Source organism: Arthrobacter sp. NPDC093125, assembly GCF_044754225.1.
GTDB lineage: Bacteria > Actinomycetota > Actinomycetes > Actinomycetales > Micrococcaceae > Arthrobacter.
In genome coordinates this window covers 511,016-531,316 of the sequence record NZ_JBIVOQ010000001.1, presented here as the reverse complement: position 1 = coordinate 531,316, position 20,301 = coordinate 511,016, and the positions used below count along the sequence as shown (strand labels likewise).

General features: G+C 66.6%; 20 protein-coding genes and 1 riboswitch. Of the genes, 11 read left to right on the top strand and 9 right to left on the bottom strand.

All coding sequences use genetic code 11. From position 1 onward, the window contains the following. The first annotated feature begins 43 nt into the window (after positions 1-43). Positions 44-1,165 (top strand): glycerate kinase, encoded by a 1,122-nt coding sequence (locus ACIP9X_RS02445; protein ID WP_400478124.1) that lies wholly within the window; start codon positions 44-46, stop codon positions 1,163-1,165. Positions 1,166-1,185: 20 nt separating this feature from the next. Here the strand turns inward: ACIP9X_RS02445 and ACIP9X_RS02440 are convergent, their stop codons facing one another. Beyond that, positions 1,186-1,695 carry a DUF6328 family protein gene (locus tag ACIP9X_RS02440; protein ID WP_400478123.1) on the bottom strand — a complete coding sequence of 170 codons (510 nt, stop codon included), beginning with the start codon at positions 1,693-1,695 and terminating at the stop codon, positions 1,186-1,188. A gap of 257 nt (positions 1,696-1,952) precedes the next feature. On the opposite strand from ACIP9X_RS02440, the gene ACIP9X_RS02435 reads away from it, so the two are divergent. Further along, complete coding sequence (locus ACIP9X_RS02435; RefSeq protein WP_400478122.1) at positions 1,953-2,852, top strand: SDR family oxidoreductase; 900 nt, start codon at positions 1,953-1,955, stop codon at positions 2,850-2,852. A gap of 62 nt (positions 2,853-2,914) precedes the next feature. Continuing rightward, on the top strand, positions 2,915-3,469 hold the full coding sequence (locus tag ACIP9X_RS02430) for a hypothetical protein (protein ID WP_400478121.1): 555 nt from the start codon (positions 2,915-2,917) through the stop codon (positions 3,467-3,469). A 148-nt stretch (positions 3,470-3,617) separates the two neighbouring features. Here the strand turns inward: ACIP9X_RS02430 and ACIP9X_RS02425 are convergent, their stop codons facing one another. Further along, on the bottom strand, positions 3,618-4,970 hold the full coding sequence (locus tag ACIP9X_RS02425) for a uracil-xanthine permease family protein (RefSeq protein WP_400478120.1): 1,353 nt from the start codon (positions 4,968-4,970) through the stop codon (positions 3,618-3,620). Positions 4,971-5,210: 240 nt separating this feature from the next. Here ACIP9X_RS02425 and ACIP9X_RS02420 point away from each other — a divergent pair, with 240 nt between their 5' ends. Next, positions 5,211-5,816 carry a malonic semialdehyde reductase gene (locus ACIP9X_RS02420; protein WP_400478119.1) on the top strand — a complete coding sequence of 202 codons (606 nt, stop codon included), beginning with the start codon at positions 5,211-5,213 and terminating at the stop codon, positions 5,814-5,816. Positions 5,817-6,073: 257 nt separating this feature from the next. On the opposite strand, the gene pgm is transcribed toward ACIP9X_RS02420, so the two are convergent. Then, entirely contained in the window at positions 6,074-7,723 is a 1,650-nt protein-coding gene (pgm, locus tag ACIP9X_RS02415; RefSeq protein WP_400478118.1) for a phosphoglucomutase (alpha-D-glucose-1,6-bisphosphate-dependent), read from the bottom strand. A 135-nt stretch (positions 7,724-7,858) separates the two neighbouring features. On the opposite strand from pgm, the gene ACIP9X_RS02410 reads away from it, so the two are divergent. Further along, positions 7,859-8,389, top strand: a complete 531-nt coding sequence (locus ACIP9X_RS02410) for a DUF4190 domain-containing protein (RefSeq protein WP_400478117.1) — start codon at positions 7,859-7,861, stop codon at positions 8,387-8,389. 10 nt (positions 8,390-8,399) lie between these two features. Here the strand turns inward: ACIP9X_RS02410 and ACIP9X_RS02405 are convergent, their stop codons facing one another. Next, positions 8,400-9,260 carry a phosphotransferase gene (locus ACIP9X_RS02405; protein ID WP_400478116.1) on the bottom strand — a complete coding sequence of 287 codons (861 nt, stop codon included), beginning with the start codon at positions 9,258-9,260 and terminating at the stop codon, positions 8,400-8,402. A 37-nt stretch (positions 9,261-9,297) separates the two neighbouring features. Beyond that, positions 9,298-10,728 (bottom strand): amidase, encoded by a 1,431-nt coding sequence (locus ACIP9X_RS02400; RefSeq protein ID WP_400478115.1) that lies wholly within the window; start codon positions 10,726-10,728, stop codon positions 9,298-9,300. 113 nt (positions 10,729-10,841) lie between these two features. Between ACIP9X_RS02400 and ACIP9X_RS02395 the strand changes: the two genes are divergently transcribed. The 3 genes from ACIP9X_RS02395 (at position 10,842) to ACIP9X_RS02385 (ending at position 12,453) form a co-directional block, all read left to right on the top strand. Then, positions 10,842-11,168 (top strand): rhodanese-like domain-containing protein, encoded by a 327-nt coding sequence (locus tag ACIP9X_RS02395; RefSeq protein ID WP_400478114.1) that lies wholly within the window; start codon positions 10,842-10,844, stop codon positions 11,166-11,168. Then, entirely contained in the window at positions 11,165-12,142 is a 978-nt protein-coding gene (gene pheA, locus ACIP9X_RS02390; RefSeq protein ID WP_400478113.1) for a prephenate dehydratase, read from the top strand. Before ACIP9X_RS02395 ends, pheA begins: the two co-directional genes overlap by 4 nt. A 92-nt stretch (positions 12,143-12,234) precedes the next feature. Then, positions 12,235-12,453, top strand: coding sequence for a hypothetical protein (locus ACIP9X_RS02385; protein WP_400478112.1), 219 nt, complete (start codon positions 12,235-12,237; stop codon positions 12,451-12,453). On the opposite strand, the gene ACIP9X_RS02380 is transcribed toward ACIP9X_RS02385, so the two are convergent. Then, positions 12,450-13,532 (bottom strand): diacylglycerol/lipid kinase family protein, encoded by a 1,083-nt coding sequence (locus ACIP9X_RS02380; RefSeq protein WP_400478111.1) that lies wholly within the window; start codon positions 13,530-13,532, stop codon positions 12,450-12,452. The two genes, ACIP9X_RS02385 and ACIP9X_RS02380, sit on opposite strands and share 4 nt — an antisense overlap. A 67-nt stretch (positions 13,533-13,599) precedes the next feature. Here ACIP9X_RS02380 and serS point away from each other — a divergent pair, with 67 nt between their 5' ends. After that, positions 13,600-14,880, top strand: a complete 1,281-nt coding sequence (gene serS, locus ACIP9X_RS02375) for a serine--tRNA ligase (protein WP_400478110.1) — start codon at positions 13,600-13,602, stop codon at positions 14,878-14,880. Positions 14,881-14,986: 106 nt separating this feature from the next. Continuing rightward, positions 14,987-15,832, top strand: coding sequence for an HAD family hydrolase (locus ACIP9X_RS02370; RefSeq protein WP_400478109.1), 846 nt, complete (start codon positions 14,987-14,989; stop codon positions 15,830-15,832). A gap of 64 nt (positions 15,833-15,896) precedes the next feature. Here the strand turns inward: ACIP9X_RS02370 and ACIP9X_RS02365 are convergent, their stop codons facing one another. From ACIP9X_RS02365 to ACIP9X_RS02355, 3 genes are all read right to left on the bottom strand, one after another. Beyond that, positions 15,897-16,496 (bottom strand): hypothetical protein, encoded by a 600-nt coding sequence (locus ACIP9X_RS02365; RefSeq protein ID WP_400478108.1) that lies wholly within the window; start codon positions 16,494-16,496, stop codon positions 15,897-15,899. A gap of 194 nt (positions 16,497-16,690) precedes the next feature. Beyond that, positions 16,691-17,581 (bottom strand): LysM peptidoglycan-binding domain-containing protein, encoded by an 891-nt coding sequence (locus ACIP9X_RS02360; protein WP_400478107.1) that lies wholly within the window; start codon positions 17,579-17,581, stop codon positions 16,691-16,693. A 2-nt stretch (positions 17,582-17,583) separates the two neighbouring features. Further along, positions 17,584-17,780: riboswitch (cyclic di-AMP (ydaO/yuaA leader) on the bottom strand. A 191-nt stretch (positions 17,781-17,971) separates the two neighbouring features. After that, positions 17,972-18,460, bottom strand: coding sequence for an inorganic diphosphatase (locus ACIP9X_RS02355; protein ID WP_214968320.1), 489 nt, complete (start codon positions 18,458-18,460; stop codon positions 17,972-17,974). Positions 18,461-18,623: 163 nt separating this feature from the next. On the opposite strand from ACIP9X_RS02355, the gene dacB reads away from it, so the two are divergent. Beyond that, positions 18,624-20,168 carry a D-alanyl-D-alanine carboxypeptidase/D-alanyl-D-alanine-endopeptidase gene (gene dacB / locus ACIP9X_RS02350; RefSeq protein ID WP_400478106.1) on the top strand — a complete coding sequence of 515 codons (1,545 nt, stop codon included), beginning with the start codon at positions 18,624-18,626 and terminating at the stop codon, positions 20,166-20,168. Positions 20,169-20,301: the final 133 nt, after the last annotated feature.

The following is a 20,301-nucleotide window of genomic DNA, read 5'->3' as shown; positions in this document are numbered from 1 at the left end:
GAAACGGCACGCGCGTTCCGCAGGATGCTGGCAGGATGGTGGCATGCGCATCCTTATCGCCCCGGACAAGTTCAAGGGCTCCCTGACCGCCGTCGAAGCCGCCGCCGCCATCGCCGAAGGCGCCCTCCGGGTGTATCCCGACGCCGTCGCCACGCAGTTCCCGATCGCCGACGGCGGCGAAGGGACGCTTGAAGCGGCGGTCGCCGCGGGCTACGAAGAGCGGCTCAACGCCGTCGTCGGTCCCATCCTGGCGCCCATCGGCGCCGCATGGGCTCTGCGGAAGGACGCCGCCGGCATCACCGCCGTCATCGAAACCGCCCAGGCGTCCGGGCTGGCCCACATGGAGCCGACGCCGGAGAACGCCCTCAGGGCACACAGCTACGGCTGCGGACAGCTCATCGCGGCAGCACTGGAAGCCGGAGCCACCGAGATCGTGCTGGGCGTGGGCGGTTCGGCCATGACCGACGGCGGCAGCGGTGCCCTGCGCGCCCTGGGTCTGAAGCCGCTGGACGCGGCAGGCAACGTGGTCCCTCTGGGCGGCGGGTCCCTTGCCGACGTCGCGGCTCTCGATGCCTCCGGCCTCGACCCCCGGCTCTCAGCGGTGAACTTCCGGATCGCCGTCGATGTCCGGAACCCCCTGTTCGGCAGCACCGGCGCCGCCGCCGTCTTTGGCCCCCAGAAGGGGGCGGACGAGGACGCCGTGGAGAAGCTCGACGCCGGCCTGCGCAACTGGGCGTCCATCCTCCGGGAGGCCACCGGCAGGGACGTCAACGTTCCGGGAGCCGGAGCGGCGGGCGGGTTCCCGGCGTCCTTCCTTGCCTTCACCCAGGCCACGCTGGAAGGCGGCTTCTCACTGGTCGCCGGGCTGACCGGACTCGCCGACCACCTCCAGGGCGCCGACCTGGTGATCACCGGGGAGGGGTCCATGGATTCCCAGTCGCTGACGGGAAAGGCGCCCATCGCCCTGGCGCAGGCTGCCCGTGAGCGGGGCATCCCCGTGGTGGTGGTGGCCGGGCGGATCCTGGTCACTCCCGAGGAGTTGGCAGAACATGGAGTAGTGGCCGCAGCGCAACTGCTCGATATTGCACCCAGCCCGGCGGAGGCGATCGCGAATGCGGGGCCCTACCTGGCGCGGGCCACCAGTCAGGTGCTCGAGGGCGCCTGAGCCGGCAGCTCTTTTCCGAACTATTCGCCCGCTTCCTCGCCCTGCTTCCGCGCACTGCGGTGCAGGTGCATGGGAACGTAAGCCAGGAGGAGAACGAGCACTGCCAGCAAAACACCGCCGGCGATAAGGCCGGCGCTGCGGCCGGCTGTCACGTCGAAAACGAGTGCAGCCGTTCCCACGCTGAGGGCCGCTACGCCGCTCAACGCGATCTTGGTGATGTTGTCCGCGCTGCTCACGAGGGTTTCCTTGAGCCGCTTTCGGAAAAGGCGGCGGTGCACGCTGACCGGGAGGAGGATGAAGGCGGTGGTCAAAGCTGCCAGCGCCACGTTCACCAGGTAGAGGTTCGTCTGGAAATCGTCGAGGTCTTCGAAGCGGGACTGGAACGGCAGCGTCAGCAGGAAGCCTGCGAGGATCTGCACACCCGTCTGCAGGACGCGAAGCTCCTGGATCAGCTCCATCCAGTTCCGGTCGAGCTGCTCTTCCCGGGTCTCGTTCCGGCCGCTGCGGGCTGGGGCATCCGGATCAGTCATGCATCCTCCTCCATCCGGCCAGGCAGCTGGTGTGTGCTCCAAACCTAGGCTCAACCGCCGCCGAATTCAACAACTGATAAGTTTGCTGACTAATTGTAGGCTGGTGGTGGACTTGGTCCTCAGCGCTGCGTTAGGTTCGAAGAGCCGGCCGCCCGAAGCCTCGGAAGGGGAGCGGGAGGCGCGCAACCTGGAGCCGCCCTGATTCCGGGCGCTGAACGACCTGCCCCGTAAGTGACGAGACCGTGAATAGGTGGACGATGAGTGATTCAGCAAAACAGCCTGACCAGCCCAGGGATCCCCGTGGTACGTACCACTCAGGCCCTTTCCCCGAGCAGGAACAGAAGCAGCCGGGCCTGACCGCGCCGATGGATCCGCAGCCGGACCACGGCGAGCGGAGCTACGAGGGCAGCGACAAGCTCGAGGGCAAGGCCGCGCTCATCACGGGCGGCGACTCGGGCATCGGGAAGGCTGTGGCCATTGCCTTCGCCCGCGAAGGCGCAGACGTCGCCATCTCCTACCTTCCGGAGGAGGAACAGGACGCGCAGGACACGGCGGAATGGATCCGCAAGACCGGACGGCGTGCGCTGCTCCTTCCCGGCGACGGCCGCAGTGAGGACTTCAGCACAAAGATCGTGGATGACGCCGTCGCGGAGTTCGGACGGCTCGACGTCGTGGTGCTTAACGCTGCCTACCAGAAAAACCGGGACAGCTTCGAGTCGCTGCCCACAGAGGAATTCGACCGCGTCTTCCAGACCAACCTGTATTCCCTGATGTGGACCGCCCGGGCCGCAGTGCCGCACCTCCAAGCCGGGGCGTCCATCATCGCCACGTCCTCCATCCAGGCTTTCAATCCCTCCCCGGGCCTGATCGACTACGCCATGACCAAGGCCGCCCAGGTGGCCTTCACCAAGGCGCTGGCCCAGGAGCTTGGACCCAAGGGAATCCGCGTGAACGCCGTGGCGCCCGGTCCGATCTGGACCCCGCTCATCCCCGCGACGGAGTGGCCGGACAAGCTGCCCAAGTTTGGGCAGGACACTCCGCTGCAGCGCGCCGGCCAGCCCGCCGAGCTTGCAGCCGCATATGTGCTGCTCGCCTCCGACGCCGGCTCGTACATCTCCGGCGCCGTGCTTCCGGTCACCGGGGGCAAGGGGCTGTAAGAGACTAAGTCCAGTTATTGCCAGCTTTTCCCAGCGAACGAGTATTCAACGAGGAGGATCACATGAGCCAGGACAACCAGCAGTCGGCCCCCGAAGAGGAAGCAGGAGGATACGGCACCCCCACCGTGGAGCAGGAGATGGGCGGCAAGCAGTTCGCCCAGCCCCGCGAGGAGGAGGACTTCGACGAGGCGGGCCTGAACCAGGACAGCCCCGAGGGCGAGTCATTCCCCACCGGCACCCCGAACCTCAGCCACTTCGCTGAAGAGGACCAGGACAGCGCCGGCGAACCCGGCGCGGGCCGTTTCGGCGGGATTGACGAACAGCTCCATGCCGAGGGTGACATTTCCCGCGCAGGCTTCGATCCCGCTCCCGGGGAGGTTCCGGTTCCGCGGGAAGCCGACGGGCTGACCGGTGACGCCGCTGCGGAGGCCGCCGGTGACTCGGCGGTGCCGTCGTCGGAGGCGGAGATCGACGCGGGCAACGCCGATGGGCAGGGCGGGGGCCAGTTCTCCTCCGAGTCCGGACAGGAGGCTGCGGGAATTCCGGACGGCAGCGGCAATGATCTTCCGCAGGAAAAGTCACCGAATGACGAGGATGAAACCTTCGACGCCGGATAGCTCCCGCCGCGGCGGCCCGCGAACGGGCATTTCTGCACCGCTTTGAAACCGCTTTTAAAACCGCCAAAGCCCTGGCGCCGCCGGAATCCGGTGGCGCCAGGGCTTTGTTGGCACGGAATGTGGTGCAGATTTGCGCTGACCACGGTGCCTAGCGCTTCTTGGGGGACCTCTTGGCGGCGGCGTTGATGGCTGCCTTGGCGGCGGGAGGTAGGCCGGCCTGCTCGGTCTCGGGTTCCGTGGCGGTGCCCCGGGCCTTCGCGATGGCCTTCATGCCGTGGTAGATCACCAGGGCCGCGGCAGACCCCAGGGCGATGCCGGTGAACTGCAGGTCACCGATGGTCCAGGTGTAGTCCGCAATGCCGATGATGAGCGCGACGGCGGCGGTGGTCAGGTTCACGGGGTTGGAGAAGTTGACCTTGTTCTGGACCCAGATCTTGACGCCGAGGATACCGATCATGCCGTACAGCATCGTTGCGGCCCCGCCCAGCACGCCTGGCGGCACAGTGGCGATCAGCTCGCCGAATTTGGGGGAGAAGCTCAGCAGGATGGCGAAGGTGCCGGCCACCCAGTACGCGGCCGTGGAGTAGACCCTCGTGGCGGCCATGACGCCGATGTTCTCGGCGTAGGTGGTGGTGCCCGATCCGCCGCCGGCCCCTGCCAGTACCGTGGCGGCGCCGTCGGCCATGAGCGCGCGTCCAGAGACGCCGTCGAGGTTCTGCCCGGTCATGGCGGACACTGACTTCACGTGCCCGATGTTCTCCGCCGCCAGTACCAGGACCACCGGAACGAACAGGCCCACCACTCCGAGGTGGAATTCGGGTGTCTGGAAGTGGGGCAGGCCCACCCAAGCAGCTGCCTCCATCTTCGAATAGTCCACTTCGCCGCGAATCATGGCGGCAAGGTAGCCCACGACGACGCCCACGAGGATGCTGAGGCGGCCGATGATCCCGCGGAAGAGGACGCTCACCAAAATGATGGTGGCCAGGGTGATGAGCGCTGTCATGGGTGCGGCATCGAAGTTGTTCTTGGCTGCGGGAGCGAGGTTCAGGCCGATCAGCGCCACGATGGCGCCGGTGACGATGGGCGGCATGAGCCGGTTGATCCAGCCGGCCCCGAACTTCTGAACGATGGCGCCGATGATTGCCAGTCCGACGCCGGCCAGGACCACGCCGCCGAGGGCGCCGGGAACGCCGTACTGCTGCTGGGACGCCATGATGGGCGCAATGAACGCAAAGCTGGAACCGAGGTAGCTGGGAACGCGTCCCTGCGTGATCACCAGGAACAGCAGGGTGCCGATGCCGGAGAAAAACAAGGTGGTGGCAGGCGGCATTCCCGTGATGATGGGCACCAGGAACGTGGCCCCGAACATGGCCACCACATGCTGCATCCCCACGCCGATCGTGATGGGCCAGGTGAGCCGCTCCCCGGGTGCCACCACTTCGCCGGGGCGGACCGACTTGCCGTTGCCGTGCAGCTTCCATTTGGTTCCGAGCAAGCTCATGGCCGGGGCCTTTCAAAGGGGGTGCCCGCTGTTGGGCGTGGGATCTGTCGGAGCAACAATACCGCGCGGGGTGTCACAGGGGAGAGGCGCAGGGAGAGCCGCTAAGGGGCCATGTGCTGAAACTCACGTTTGGAAATGGACTGTTCGGGGAAGAGGATGCTGCCGCCTCCGGTTGAAACCATGGAAAGCAGGAGCGTCGCCGGTCCCGCAGGGAACGGCGGCTCAGCGAAAGGATAGCCAATGACAATTGCCCACGAAGAAGCCGTAATCGATTCCGCCGCTGTAGACGCGATTTTCGCCGAAGCACGCACGGCCAACGCCTTCACCGGCGAGGTGACGGAGCAGCAGGCCCGGGCCATCTACGAACTGACCAAGTTCGGCCCCACCGCCTTCAATTCCCAGCCGCTGCGCGTGACCTATGTCCGCTCCGACGAGGCCCGCGCCAAGCTGGTTGAGAAGCTCTTGAGCGGCAACCGTGCCAAGACGGCTTCCGCACCGCTTGTGGCGATTCTGAGCTACGACACTTCGTGGCAGGAACAGTGGGACAGCTTCCTCCCGGGCTACAACGCCCCCAAGGCCATGTACGACGCTTCCGAGGACCTGGCAGCCTCCACGGGCAACAACAACGCCCACCTGCAGGCGGGTTACTTCATTCTCGCCGTGCGTTCACTCGGCTTCGCCGCCGGGCCCATGACGGGGGCGGACTTCGCCGCCATCGACGCCGAGTTCTTCCCGGCCGGGGACCAGAAGAGCTTCCTCGTGGTCAACATCGGCCAGCCCGGTCCCGAGGCCTGGGGCGAGGCGAAGCCCAAGTTCGCCTACGAGGACGTTGTCCGCACGGTGTGATCCACGCATGATCCAGCTATAGACGAAGGCCGGGCCGCATCAGCAGCCCGGCCTTCGTCAAATCCCGCTTTTGCTAAAGCTGTCGTGTGCCCGGAACGCGCGATTGCCTCCGGCAACATGGGGGACATTCCGGAGGCAATCGGGGCAGTATTTCTGCAGTCGAAACTGCAAGGCATGCATCCGGGCCTGCTTAAAATTCTAGTCCCGTTCCGCCTTTTTTACGCCGGTGAAATGGGTCGCAGGACCGGCGGTGGCGTTTAGGAGATAACCCCGTCCACCAGTGCCTTGGCCTCCGCCTGCACCTGCTTCAGGTGGTCGGCGCCCTTGAAGGATTCGGCGTAGATCTTGTAGACGTCCTCGGTGCCGGACGGGCGGGCGGCGAACCAGGCGTTCTCCGTGACCACCTTCAGCCCCCCGATGGACGCCCCGTTGCCGGGCGCTTCGGTCAGCTTGGCGGTGATCGTCTCCCCGGCCAGCTCGGTTGCGGTGACGTCCGACGGCGACAGCTTGCCGAGCGCCGCTTTCTGCTCCCGCGTCGCAGCGGCGTCGATCCGGGCGTACACCGGGTCCCCGAACTGGTCGGTGAGTCCCTTGTACAGCTGCGACGGCGACTTGCCCGTGACAGCGGTGATCTCAGAGGCGAGCAGGGCCAGCAGGATGCCGTCCTTGTCGGTGGTCCAGACGCTGCCGTCCATCTTGTTGAAGGAGGCCCCCGCGGATTCCTCACCACCGAAGGCGCCTTCGCCGGACAGCAGGCCGGGAACGAACCACTTGAAGCCCACCGGCACCTCGACGAGCTTGCGGCCGAGGCTTTCGGCGACGCGGTCGATGATGGAGGAGGAGACCAGGGTCTTGCCGATCACCGAGCCCGGGTTCCAGCCGGTGCGGTGGCGGTACAGGTAGTCGATCGCGACGGCGAGGTAGTGGTTCGGGTTCATCAGGCCGCCGTCCGGCGTCACGATGCCGTGCCGGTCGGCGTCTGCGTCGTTGCCGGTGGCGACGTCGAAGCCGGCCCCGTCGGACATGCGGTTGATGAGCGAGGCCATGGCGGAGGGCGAGGAGCAGTCCATGCGGATCTTTTCGTCCCAGTCCAGCGTCATGAACGCCCACTGCGGATCGACCGTGGGGTTGACCACGGTGAGGTTCAGGTGGTGGCGTTCGCCGATTTCGCCCCAGTAGTCCACGGAGGCGCCGCCCATGGGATCGGCGCCGATCCGGACGCCCGCCTCGCGGATGGCGTTCAGGTCCAGTACCGAGGGCAGGTCGTCCACATAGCTGCTGAGGAAGTCGAACTTGCCAGTGGTCTCGGCCTCCAGGGCTTCGGCCACCGGAATCCGCTTCACGCCGCGGAGGCCGTTTTCCAGCAGTTCATTGGCGCGGTTGGCAATCCAGCCGGTGGCGTCCGTGTCCGCGGGTCCGCCGTGCGGCGGGTTGTACTTGAAGCCGCCGTCGGCGGGAGGGTTGTGGCTGGGGGTAACGACGATGCCGTCGGCCTGCGGGGCGCCGGCCGGGGCGTTGCGGTTGTACGTGAGGATCGCGTGGCTCAGGGCAGGAGTGGGCGTGTAGCCGTGACGGGCGTCAATCAGGACCTTCACACCGTTTGCGGCCAGGACCTCCAAGGCCGAGTTCTGCGCCGGTTCGCTGAGTCCGTGCGTGTCCTTGGCCAGGAACAGCGGGCCGGTGATGCCCTGCCCTGCCCGGTATTCCACGATCGCCTGCGTAATGGCCACGATATGGGCCTCATTGAAGGACGCCTTCAGGCTGGATCCGCGGTGTCCGGAGGTGCCAAAGGCGACGCGCTGCCCGGGATCGGCAAGGTCGGGTTTGACGTCGTAGTACGCATCCAGAAGAGCGGTCAGGTCAACAAGGTCGTGGGGTTGGGCAACTGTGCCCGCGCGGCTAGCCATGGCACCAGCATGCCAGACGACGGCGGGAGGCAACACGAGATGTCCGGAATCCGGTCCCTATGACGGAAAATGCCGGGGATCCTATGGGACGCGCCGCTGTAATGTTTTGCCTAGGACATTTCAGAGGGGATTGCGATGACAGAGCAACGCCACAACGGGGCGGACGGCGACCCGGCAGCAAGCGGTGACCAGCCGCCGTCGTACATTCCCCCGCGGGACATTCCCGCGCCGCCGCCGCTGTACCCTTCCTATGGCCAGCAGGGCCGCCAATATGGCGAGCAATACGGGCAGCATTCCCAGCAATACGGGCAGCAACCCTATTACGGCCGGCAACATGGCCAGCAGTACGGGCAGCAATATAACCCGCAGTATTCAGGACCTTACGGCCAGCCCTACGCGGGAATGCCCGCCCAGCCAAAGGGCCTGAGCATCGCCAGCCTGTGCTGCGGCATTGCTGTCTATGCAGGTTTTGGCTTCATCCTGCTGCCGCAGATCGCAGCCGTCATCCTGGGCCACATGGCCCTGCGGCGTGAGCCCTCGGGGCGCGGACTCGCCATTGCGGGCCTGGTGATGGGGTACATCGGACTCGCCCTGACTGTGCTGGCGCTCGTTGGCCTGGCGATGCTGTTCAGCGTCGCGGCCACCAGTTCCTACACCAACGCGTGAGGTCCGGGCGCTAATCCATCAGGGCCCTGACCAGGCAGCCGCTGTTGACTTTCAACCACGCCCTCCTGCGCTCGATGATGGCACCCACTCCTTCGGCCCACATCCGAGCCCAGCCTCCCCCCAATGCGCTGGCGTTGTGCTTCATGCGGCGGTAGGAAAGGCTGGCGGCCTCCGCGCCGAACTCCGGCAGCCGCAGTCTTTCTTCCGCCGTCCATCCGTAGGCATCGGCGAAGATGCGGAGCCGCCGGAACGGGTCCAGTCTTTCCCAGCCGTGCCATGCGTCGGCAGGATCCCGGAGCGGCACCCAGTGCATGGCAGTGTTGAAGGAGTCCCGGAAGGCGGTAGCGGGACCGGCAAGGTCAAAATCGATCAGGCCCACGGCCGATCCTCCGCGGACCACCACGTTTTGCGGAGTCACGTCCAGATGGCAGACCAGCCCGTCCTGCCCTGAGTGCAGGCGCCCCGCCGCTAAGGGGTGCTGCGGAAACGGGTGCGCTGAGGGGACGAAGCTGGCGGAGGCGCCGTGCAGGCGGCGCACCAATTGCGCCACGGACGCCAGCAGTTCCTCCGACTGCACCCATTTCCCGGGGACGGGACCGGCGCAGACCCCGGACAGGAATGTCAGAACGTCGCGGCCGGCCGCGTCTCGGCCCAGGAACCGCGGGGAACCTTCGAATCCGGCATCTTCCAGCCAGTCCAGATAGTCCGCCACTGCCAGACTCTGCGGCTGGCGGGGGCGCCGGACGGTGCCTCCGACCCGCACCACGCGCTGGGTGACATCGCCCGCGGGCAAAAGTTCGACGTCGGCTGCCTCCCCGGGGGAGCGGGAGTACCGGCGCTGCTCCACGGGGACGCGCGTCATTGGGGTCATCCGGGTAGCGTACGCCCCAGGCTATCCGGCCGCATCCCTAGAACCCCAGCTGAGCCGCGACCTGCAGGAGCAGTTTTTCCGAACCCGTCCTGCCAATGAGCTGAATTCCCATCGGCAGACCGGGCGCGCCGCCTCCTTCTCGGGAATCGATGGTTCTGCCCGTCCAGTGCACCGGGATGCTCACCGCCGGAAGGCCGCAGACGTTGACCATGGAGGACCAGGGCGCGAACTCGCACTGCTTCCGGTAGTCGTCATCGGCGTCCCCGGTCCACTCGGACACCGGCCAATGACCGTCGCCGTGCGCGGAACCCGTGAACCAGCCCACCGGCCGCGGGGTCTGGGCCAGCGACGGTGTCAGGATCAGGTCCCAACCGGCGTACTGGGCAACCGTGTCCCGCTGGAACTGGCGCAGGAAGGCCAGTGACTCGTTCAGTTTGGCAGCGCTGCGCTGCTGGGCGCGACGCCGGAAGGTGCGGGTGAGCGGCGCCAGCAGCGCCTCGCGCTGGGGCGCGATACGGGCTGCTCCGACCCCGGCCGTCCAGGCAGTTGTGAAGGCGGCCGGGTAGCGGTTGTCATAGCGGATGTCCGCGTTGATGACGTCGTGTCCCGCCGCCGTCAGCATCCCGACACCTGCCGCCAGCGCGTCCAGCGCCTCCTTGTCCGGTGTGAAGGGAAAGATGCCGGACCACGGACTGTCCATGCTCACGCCAATCCGCAGGGCCGGCGGCTCTTCCCCCAGTGCATTCAGGTATCCAGGGCCGTCCGGAACCAGTGCATCGAGCAGGAGCGCCGCGTCCGCAGCAGAGCGGGCGAGCGGCCCGGCAACCACCAGGCCGGCCGGATCCCCGGTGCTTTCGCCGGCGGGGACCAGTCCGCGGCCAGGCTTGAGGCCCACGAGGCCGCAGGCAGCAGCCGGAATCCGGACCGAACCGCCGCCGTCGGATCCCGGTGCGAACGGGAGCAGCTTCGCAGCCACCGCCGCCGCACTGCCGCCGGAGGAGCCGCCCGAGCTGCGGCTCAGCGCGTGGGGATTGCGCGACGGCGGCGCGATCCTGTTTTCGCTGTAGGCCGTGAGCCCGAACTCGGGCACCTGCGTTTTGCCCAGGCAGATGGTCCCGGCAGTTCTCAGGGCAGAGGCCAGGGCGCCGTCCACCGGAGCCGGCCGGCGCTCGAGGGCTGCGCTGCCGTGGGTGGTGACCACTCCGGCCACGTCGGTGAGGTCCTTGAAGGCCAGCGGCATGCCGTGCAGCGGGGCAAGCTCCTCCACCGGCCGACGTGACCGGAGCACGTCAGCAGCGGCGGCGTCCGCCAGTGCCATCTCCCCGGTGACTGTTATGAAGGCGCCCAGCCGGGGGTTGGCGGCTGTGATTCTTCCGAGGAAGTGCACGGCGGCCTCCCGCGCCGAGAGCTCGCCGGACCGCAGGTTGTCCCTGAGCTGGACGGCGGAAAGATCGTGGATCTCAGTCAAGGCAGCCCTCATTGTGCATGGTGCACACAGCCTAACGTGCCGCGGGCGGAGCGCAGGCCCGCCGGCTGGCGATACGCTGGTCTTGAGAACCTGCGGCCAAGGAGAGGATTCCCATGAGCGACTTCGATACCGTCACTGTCAACGACGTTCCGGCAGACGCTGCCATTCTGGACGTGCGCGAAGACTACGAGTGGGTGGCCGGGCACGCCGAGGGAGCGGTCCATATTCCGCTGGACCAGCTTCCCGGCCGCCTCGATGACCTGGATCCGGACCAGGACCTCTACGTCATCTGCCGCACCGGCGGGCGATCGTTCCGGGCGGCGCAGTGGCTGGTCGGGCAAGGGTACTCGGCCGTCAATGTGGCGGGCGGCATGGACCAGTGGCTTGAGTCCGGGAAGCCGCTGGTCTCGGACAACGGGCTGAAGCCTGTCATTCTGTGATCTACACCTTTCTTGGCCCCGAGGGCACGTTTACCGAGGCAGCGCTGCTGCAGGTTCCGGGTGCGGCCCAGGCCATCCGAATCCCGTCATCCAATGTGAACAGCGCACTGGACAAGGTCCGCGAGGGTTCCGCGGACGCCGCGATGGTGCCCATCGAGAACTCGGTTGAGGGCGGCGTCACTGCCACCCTTGATGCCATTGCCAGCGGCCAGGAACTGCGGATCATCCGCGAAGCACTCGTTCCCATCAGTTTCGTGCTGGTGGCCCGGCCGGGCGTGAACATAGGGCAGATCCGGCGTGTGTCCACCCACGGCCACGCCTGGGCGCAGTGCAGGTTCTGGGTGGATGCCCATATTCCCGGTGCCGAATATATTCCCGGCTCCTCCACAGCGGCCGCGGCCATGGGGCTGCTCGAGGAGGGCGCCCCCTACGATGCCGCCATCTGCGCGCCCATCGTCGCGGCCGAGCAGCCCGGTCTGCGTGTCCTCGCTGAGAACATCGGGGACAACCCGGGCGCAGTGACACGCTTCATTTTGGTCAGCCGTCCCGGGGTCCTGCCTGCCCGGACCGGCGCGGACAAGACCACCGTCGTGGTGCCGCTGCCGGAAGACCGCCCGGGTGCCCTTATGGAGATTCTTGACCAGTTCGCCACCAGGGGCGTGAACCTGAGCCGCATCGAATCACGGCCAACCGGGCAGTACCTTGGCCATTATTTCTTCAGCATTGACGCCGACGGTCACGTAGCGGACGCCCGGGTGGCGGACGCCCTCGCGGGTCTGCACCGCATCAGCCCCGCCACCCGCTTCCTGGGTTCGTACGGGCGGGCTGATGAGCAGAGCCCGGTGGTGGCCCCCCACACCTCCGACGAAGCATTCCGTGCCGCGCATGCGTGGGTGGGAGAAATTCTGGCTGGGGAAAATGTGGACGCCAGCATGGCCCGGAACATGGCCCAAAACGCTTCGCCAACAGCGTAGACAAATGCCGCTTGGAGTACTTCCCTGCCTTTGGGACTGTGCGTATGCTTGCCTGATCAAACAGGAGGTGGCCCCAACAGAAGGAGCGGGTCATGTCAGATAACACCAGAACCGACAACGACGGCCAGGGGATGATCGTCAACCCCAAGCCGACCTCGGAAAACCAGGACTGGGACGGGGACGACGCGGACCGGGCTGACCGCCTGCGCTTCGAAGAAGAGCAAGCAATGATCCGCGAACAGTCGGAGGCCCGCGCAGCTGCCCGGGCCGCAGAAGCCGCCAAGAATGCAGGCACCGCCAAGTCCGCCTAAGCGGGACTGCCGCCCTGGGTGATGCCGGGCAGTGCCCTGACCCTGATCAGCAGGGATCCTGGATCCACCTGAACTGTCACCTTCGTGGCCTCCCCGGTGATATCGCCGTCCAGCTGTGTCGGCATAGGTTCCGGACACCTGATCACAATCTTCCCGGAGCGGTAAACGCTCATCACGGGCAGGTGGCGCTTGTGCTTGAACACGATTTTGGCGTACATCGCCAGCCACCCCACCGCGCTCCGCGGGCTCATGACCACCACGTCCAGCATCCCGTCGTCGATCATGGCCTGGGGGATCAGGTCGATGCCGCCCGGAACCAGACCGCAGTTGGCGAACAGGACACTGCGGATCTTGCGGGTCTGTTCGGGCTGGCCGTCAAGCGAAATCGACACCTTCTTCCGGCGTCCCGTCAGGTGCCGCACCCCTGCTTCGGTGTAGGCGAGCCATCCGACGGTCCGCTTCAGCCCGTCGTTGGTGTCGCCCACCACCTCCGCATCCATGCCGATGCCCGCAATCACCAGAAACGCGTGGTTCGATGACCGGCCGGTCTGGGAGTTCTCGATCCCCATCCGGGCAGTATCGATGAAGCGCTGATGGCCGAAGAGGGCCGTCTGGACGCTGCCGTGGAGGTCGTACAGGTCCAGGTTCACGTTGCGCGCCAGCAGGTTTCCTGTGCCGAGCGGAATGAGACCCATCGCCACGCCGGTGTGCGCCAGCGACTCAGCCACCACGCGCACCGTGCCGTCCCCGCCGCCCACGAGAACGACGTCGGCCCCGTAGGCAAGCGCGGCGCGCACCTGCGAGTGTCCCGGGTCCTCCACCGTCGTCTCATAAAACCGCGGCTCATCCCAGCCTGCCGTGAGGCAGGCGCGCTGAATGGTGGCGCGGGCCTCGGCTGCCTTTGCCTTGACCGGGTTCAGCACCACCGCGACCCGCTGGCGCTCCAGGCCATGGGCGTGGGGATCCTCGCGCACGGGGCTCCGCGCATGCAAAGCCTTGAGGCTGCGCACACCCCACCAGCTGGAGATGGCAAAAGCCAGAGCCCCGGCGATCAGGATGTAAAGAAACAGGTCGCTCATGGTGCTTCAACACTATCCCGCCGCGCCCCGCCTCCGGGGCGGCCTGCACATTCGATACTCTTGTCTGGTGATCGACGTAAAAGACCTCAGCGAAAACCCGGACAAGTACCGTGCCAGCCAGCGTGCCCGCGGTGCGGACGAAACCGTGGTGGACGCGATCATCGATGCCGACACCGCCCGCCGTGCGGCGCTGATCCGGTATGAAAGCCTCCGCGCGGAACAGAACGTGTTCGGCAAGAAGGTGGCCCAGGCCAAGGGTGAGGAAAAGCAGGCGCTTCTCGCCGAGGTCCGCGAGCTGGCAGGGGCGGTCAAGGCCGCGTCAGCGGAAGCTGATGCTGCACAGGCCAAGCAGGAAGAACTGCTGCGCACCATCCCCAACCTCATTGAGGACGGCGTCCCCGAGGGCGGCGAGGATGACTACATCGTCGTCAAGACCGTCGGCACGCCGCGTGAATTCCCCGACTTCGAGCCACGGGACCACCTGGAGATCGGTGAGCTGATCGGCGCCATCGACATGGAGCGCGGCGCCAAGGTGTCCGGTTCACGCTTCTACTTCCTTCGTGGCGTCGGCGCCCGGCTGGAGATGGCCCTGCTGCAGATGGCCATGGACCAGGCCATCGAGGCCGGCTTCATTCCCATGATCACCCCCACCCTGGTACGCCCCGAGACCATGCAGGGCACCGGCTTCGACGTCAAGCACGACGCCGAGATCTACCGTCTCGCCGAAGACGACCTTTACCTTGTGGGGACCTCCGAAGTGCCGCTGGCCGGCTACCATGCCGACGAAATTCTCGATCTGAGTGCCGGACCCATCCGGTTCGCGGGTCAGAGCTCCTGCTACCGGCGTGAGGCCGGATCCCACGGCAAGGACACCCGCGGCATCATCCGTGTGCACCAGTTCAACAAGGTGGAGATGTTCATCTACACCACTGTTGAAGAGGCAGCGGCGGAGCACGAGCGCCTGCTGGCCTGGGAGGAGCAGATGCTGGGCAAGTGCGAGCTTCCCTACCGCGTGATCGACACGGCGGCCGGGGACCTCGGCATGTCCGCTGCCCGCAAGTATGACTGCGAGGCCTGGGTCCCCACCCAGGGCGCCTACCGGGAGCTCACGTCCACGTCCAACTGCACCACCTTCCAGGCCCGCCGCCTCAACATCCGCGAACGCGTGTTCAGCGAGGACGGCACGCCTAAGGGAACCCGTGCAGTGGCCACGCTGAACGGGACCCTCGCCACCACCCGTTGGATTGTGGCGATCCTGGAGCACCACCAGAACCCGGACGGCTCGGTCAACGTTCCCGAGGCGCTGCAGAAATACCTCGGCGGACTGCAGGTCCTGCCTGTTCTGTAGCCACGGCGCTGTCGTGTCGCAACGGCCCTAAGTCTTAACGCTGCGTTCATACTTCCTGTGGCCTGTGTCCTAGCGGCCGTCAGCAGGGTTTGGTCTACTATTGGGCATGACTATCCTGACTGAATCCTCAGCCGCTGGCAGCGAAGACCAGCGAGAAGCATCCCAGAAGCTCATGATTGCCCTGGACGTTGACGGAACACTCGTGGACCACGACGGCCACATGTCAGCGCCGGTCCGCGAAGCCGCGCAGGCGGTGGTCGCTGCCGGGCATGAGGTGATGATCGCGACCGGAAGGTCGCTCAACGCGACACTGCCAATCATCGAGCAGATTGGCATCGACCGCGGCTTCGCCGTCTGCTGCAACGGCGGCGTCACCCTGCGCCTGCATCCGGAGCTGACCGACGGCTACGAGATCATCCACAAGGCCACGTTCGATCCCGGACCTGCCCTTCGCGCGCTGCGCAAGCGGCTTCCCACTGCCAAGTACGCGCTCGAGGACGAGGACGGCAACTTCCTGTCGACGGAGCGCTTCCAGGACGCGAGTTTCGGCGTCGAAGCCATCGGCGTCGACTTCCAGACCATGGTGGAGGCCACTGCGGTGCGCGTCGTGGTGTTCAGCGCAGAGAACACCCCCGAGGAGTTCAACGAGGCCATCGAGCACATCGGTCTCGCCGGCGTCACCTACTCTGTGGGCTGGACGGCATGGCTGGACATCGCCGCGGCGGGCGTCACCAAGGCCAGCGCCTTGGAAAACCTCCGTACCCGGCTTGGTGTCGATCCGTCCAGGACTGTGGCGGTCGGCGACGGCCGCAACGATATCGAGATGCTTGCCTGGGCGAACCGCGGCGTCGCGATGGGGCAGGCCCCGGAAGAGGTGGTTGCCGCCGCGGATGAGGTCACCAAGTCCGTGTACGACGACGGCGCCGCCCACGTTCTGCACAGCCTCCTGTAGTTCCGCCTGGTCTTTCGCGACGCTCCAATGCTGTCTGAGGAATCTTCCTGCGGCAGGAGCGCTGCTACCGCACTTCGAGGATGAGCGAGAGCAGCCGTGCCGCTGCGGGGCGGGCCGCGTGCTCCTCGTTCCACTGGGACCGGGCCACCGCCTTGCTGACCGCCTGCGAGGTGATGCCGAGCTCGGCGGCCACTGCCTTCTGCTGTCCGCGCACGCCCGGGGTCAGCAGGTCCAGGACCCGCCATTCGGCCTGGCTGCGGTCGCGCACAATGTGGCCCAGCAGCCGAAGAATCGCCTCGCACTCGGCCGCCATATCGGCATAGGGACCCTCGACGGCCACGGGAATCCGCTCCTTGCTGTTGCGGAGCCTGTCCACCGCCCGGCGGGCGTAGATGAGGCTGTGGCCGCCGGCATCCTTGATCTGGTTGGGCAGCGGTTCGTTTACCGGCCCCACGCCGAGTCCCACGTACCAGCTGCCGCATCGAAGGGCGACCAGGGCGGCGTCCACTGCCTGGTGGGGACAGTCCACTATCCCCTGGACCTCGTCCTCGACCGACCGATCGAAGTCGAGGCGCGCGGGGATATGCCGGAGGTCCTTGAGCAGTTGCGGGACCCGGTCGCCGTCGCGCCGGCTGTCTGTTTGGTTGATAGTCAGCGTGAACATCGTGAATCACACTACCTGCTGGTCGCTGCGAGACAAGTTTGTCCCACCCGAACCAGGAGAGTTGTCCGTGCTGGAATTCTTGTCCCCGCCCCGAGCTGCTGTTATTCCCGGAGCGCAAAGCTTCCGCTGCCCGTATGCGGAAACAGCAGCGGCAGGCGCCGTAGCACCTGCCGCTGGTGTGTTTGAACTGACGCTTAGGCGTTGACGCGCACGTAGCTCGTTCCTGTCAGCCAGGAGGTCGGGTGAACGATGGTTTCGTTGACGCCGTTCATGCCACTGCTGATGGCCTGCCCGTTCCCGATGTAGATGGCAACGTGGCCGGAGCTGATGATCAGGTCGCCGGGCTGCGGGTTTGAAACCGGGGTTCCGTACTGGTGGAACTGCATGGGCGCAAGATCGCCCACCTGCTTGCCGATCGAGCGCAGTGCCTGCTCCACCAGGATGGTGCAGTCCTGGGTAGCTCCCAGCTGTGCACGGGCGGATGCCACGAGCGCGCCGCCGACTCCGCTGGCCGGGGTGGTGGAGGATGCCGTCTTGGTCGAAGCCGGCTTGATGGACGCGGAAGCGTGGTAAATGCCCATGCTGGCCTGCTGGGGTGCTGCCGGAGCGGCGTGCGGAACAGCAGGGGCAGCCGGAGCGGCCGGAGCGGCCGCCTGTGGAGCCGGTGCAGCGTGTGCGGCGCCCGGAATCACGATCTGGTCACCTGGGTAGATCACCGAGGACAGGGACAGCCCGTTGGCAGACAGGACGGCGTTCAGGGCAACGCCGTGCTGTGCAGAGATCGCGCCGAGGGTGTCGCCTGGCGCAACCGTGTGGGTGGCGCCGGATGCGGCAGGCGCAGCAGGTGCCGGAGCGTGAGCTGCGGTCTGGGCTTGGACGCTGGCGGTACCCGATGTCTCTGGAGCGTTGGCGCCGGCCATGGCGGGGGCTCCGACGCCGAAGACAAGGCCTGAAGCGGCGGCGACGGCGGCGGCCGGCCGGGCCATGGATGATGCGTTGGACTTCAGAGAATAGGACAGTCCCTGCAAAGCGATGGACTGAGTCGGGGTGGCGCGGTGGCGCGCGGACATGGTCTTACGTGACATGGATTTTGCCTCTCCCATGCCTGCGGGGTGAGCTGTCGGGTTCGGATGGGAGGTCACCCGGTCCTGCGTCCCTTGCGAAAGGGAGCGACAGGACTTAACCCCAAGTCCTTGGAAACCAAGGACGGTAAAGACGTGGTTCCCCCGTCCCTGCCAGTTGGATATTGCGAACGGATCCCGGTCAGCGGCAGGGCTCGGCATTCCTCCCGGGAGTGCCCCGACGGAAACCAAGGCACCGGAAGAGGCTATCCCACGAACCCGGTAAAAGTCACATTTGCGTAACGGCGCCGGTCGTTCCGGCGTGGCCTGGCAGCGAAATTCAGCCGGTTAAATTACGACGGCGGCTGGTGCGGTCCGCTTGGAACCGCACAGCCGCCGTCGTGCTGGGGAACGTTAGTGTGCTGCAGGCACGTAGCGCTTGATGGAGGCCTCGAGCTCTGCCTCTGCGGCGGCACGGTCGGCCCAGCCCTCGGCCTTGACCCACTTGCCGGGCTCCAGGTCCTTGTAGCGGGTGAAGAAGTGCTCGATTTCCTTGATCAGGAACTCGCTGACGTCGCTGACTTCCTGGATGTGGTCGAACCGGGGATCGGCCGGCACGCAGAGGACCTTGGCGTCACCGCCGCCGTCGTCGGTCATGTTGAAGACGCCGATGGGGCGGGCCTCAACGATGACGCCCGGGTGCAGATCGAAGTCCTGCAGCAGCACCAGTGCGTCCAGCGGGTCGCCGTCTTCGCCGAGGGTGTTCTCGAAGAAGCCGTAGTGGGTGGGGTACTGCATGGAAGTGAAGAGAACGCGGTCCAGGCGGACGCGGCCGGTCTCGTGGTCGACTTCGTACTTGACGCGCGATCCCTTGGGAATCTCGATGGTCACGTCATGCTTCATGGAATGCTCCTCGACGATTGCTTGGGTGTTTGCGGCACGCTGGCATCCATTTAGATTCAACGAAAAAGGGCTGTCGCTGCCGCCGACTACTATTGAGGATATAGCGAGAGGCCCAGGTTTCAGGAACTAATGGGGTAATTTCAGGACTTTGAGGACCAGCGGCATGAGGGGCACCACAGGCAAGGCAACCGGCCGCGCCAGGATCGGCAGAAGACGCAGCGGTCCGCGTAGTGCCGGCATCGGCGTGCTGCTCCGGGCCTGGCCCACCCTGCTCCTTACGGTCCTGCTCGCCGCCCTGGCCATTCCCGCCGGGATGCTGATTGCCCCCGCGCTGACGGGCCAGGCCCCGACGATGGCGGCTCCGGTGCAGACCCCTGCGTGGCAGCTCTTGCCGAAGGAGCTGTCTGTTCCCCAAGGGATTGATCCGCTCAGCACGTCAGCGCCCATTCCCTTGCCTGCGCAGGTCGCGGCCAAGCTGAACCCGGTTCTGAAGACCGACGGCGGCGGCACCTTTACGGGGGTAGTCCAGGACGCCGTCACGGGCAAAGTGCTGTTCGACCGGAACGGCGCCGCCAGCAGGATCCCGGCATCCAACATGAAGCTGCTCACCGCCGCGGCCGCACTGAAGGCCATCGGACCGGAGACGCGGTTCAGCACCAAAGCAGTGGCAGGCCCGGCACCCGGCGCAAAGTCGGGCGCGGCAAGTTCCAATTCGAGGACGGTGGTGCTGGTGGGCGGCGGAGACGTCCTCCTCACTGCAGGCGAGTCCGCCAAGGACAAGGTGCTGGGCCATGCCGGACTGGCCACTCTCGCCAAACTGACCGTGGAGTCCCTGCGCCAAGACGGGTTCCGCGGCAGGGTGGACGTCCTGGTGGACGACTCCCTCTTTACCGGCGCGCCCCTCAACACTGCCTGGAGCCCGGACGACGTCGCTGCCGGCGAGATGGCCCCGCTCTTTCCGCTCGCCCTGAATTCGGCGCGCTTCGATCCGGCCGTCACCGCTGGCCCCCGCCCGCAGGACTCAGCCCTGGCCGCGGGCGAGGCGTTCGCCGCCCAGCTCACGGCGGCCGGTGCCGCCGCGGGACTGCAGGTGGCGCCCGCCGTCGGACGTCTGGAGGGGAAAGCGGCGCCGGACGCCGCCGTTCTGGGTGAGGTGCAATCCGCGACTGTCAGCCGGCAGGTCGACCACATGCTCCAGACTTCCGACAACTACCTGGCCGAGGCCCTGGGCAGGATGGCTGCTGCCGCAACCGGGCAGCCGGCCAGCAACGAAGGCGCCGCAGCCGCCGTGCTGCAGCAGCTCGCAGGTCTCGGCGTGCCCACCGACGGCATGATTGTGGCCGATGTTTCCGGGCTGGCCCTTGCCAACCAGGTGTCGGCCCGCCAGTTCTCCGAGGTCGTGCGCGCCATCGCGGCCGGCCAGGATGCCCGGCTGCGTGCAGCGCTGGCGGGGTTCCCCGTCGCAGGCCTTACCGGAACGCTGGGGGACAGGTACGTTGACGCGTCCAGTGCGGAGGGCGCCGGACTGGTCCGCGCCAAAACCGGAACGCTGAACACTGTGATCGCGCTGAGCGGGTACGTCGTGGATGCCGACGGCCGGCTCCTGGTGTTCTCCTTCATCGGCAACGGCCTGACGCCGGGTGCCGCCGGCAACAAACTGGCGCTGGACGCGTCGGCGACGGTGCTGGCCGCCTGCGGCTGCCGTTAGACCGGGAGGGCATCCCGCGGTTGGGCCGGGGGATGTGCCCGCGGCAGGGCCGGCGGACTGCCTGACAGCTGGCTGCCCGATCCCAATTCCGGTTCCACGCGCCGGTTCGCCATGCCGGTTCGCCGGTGGGCGA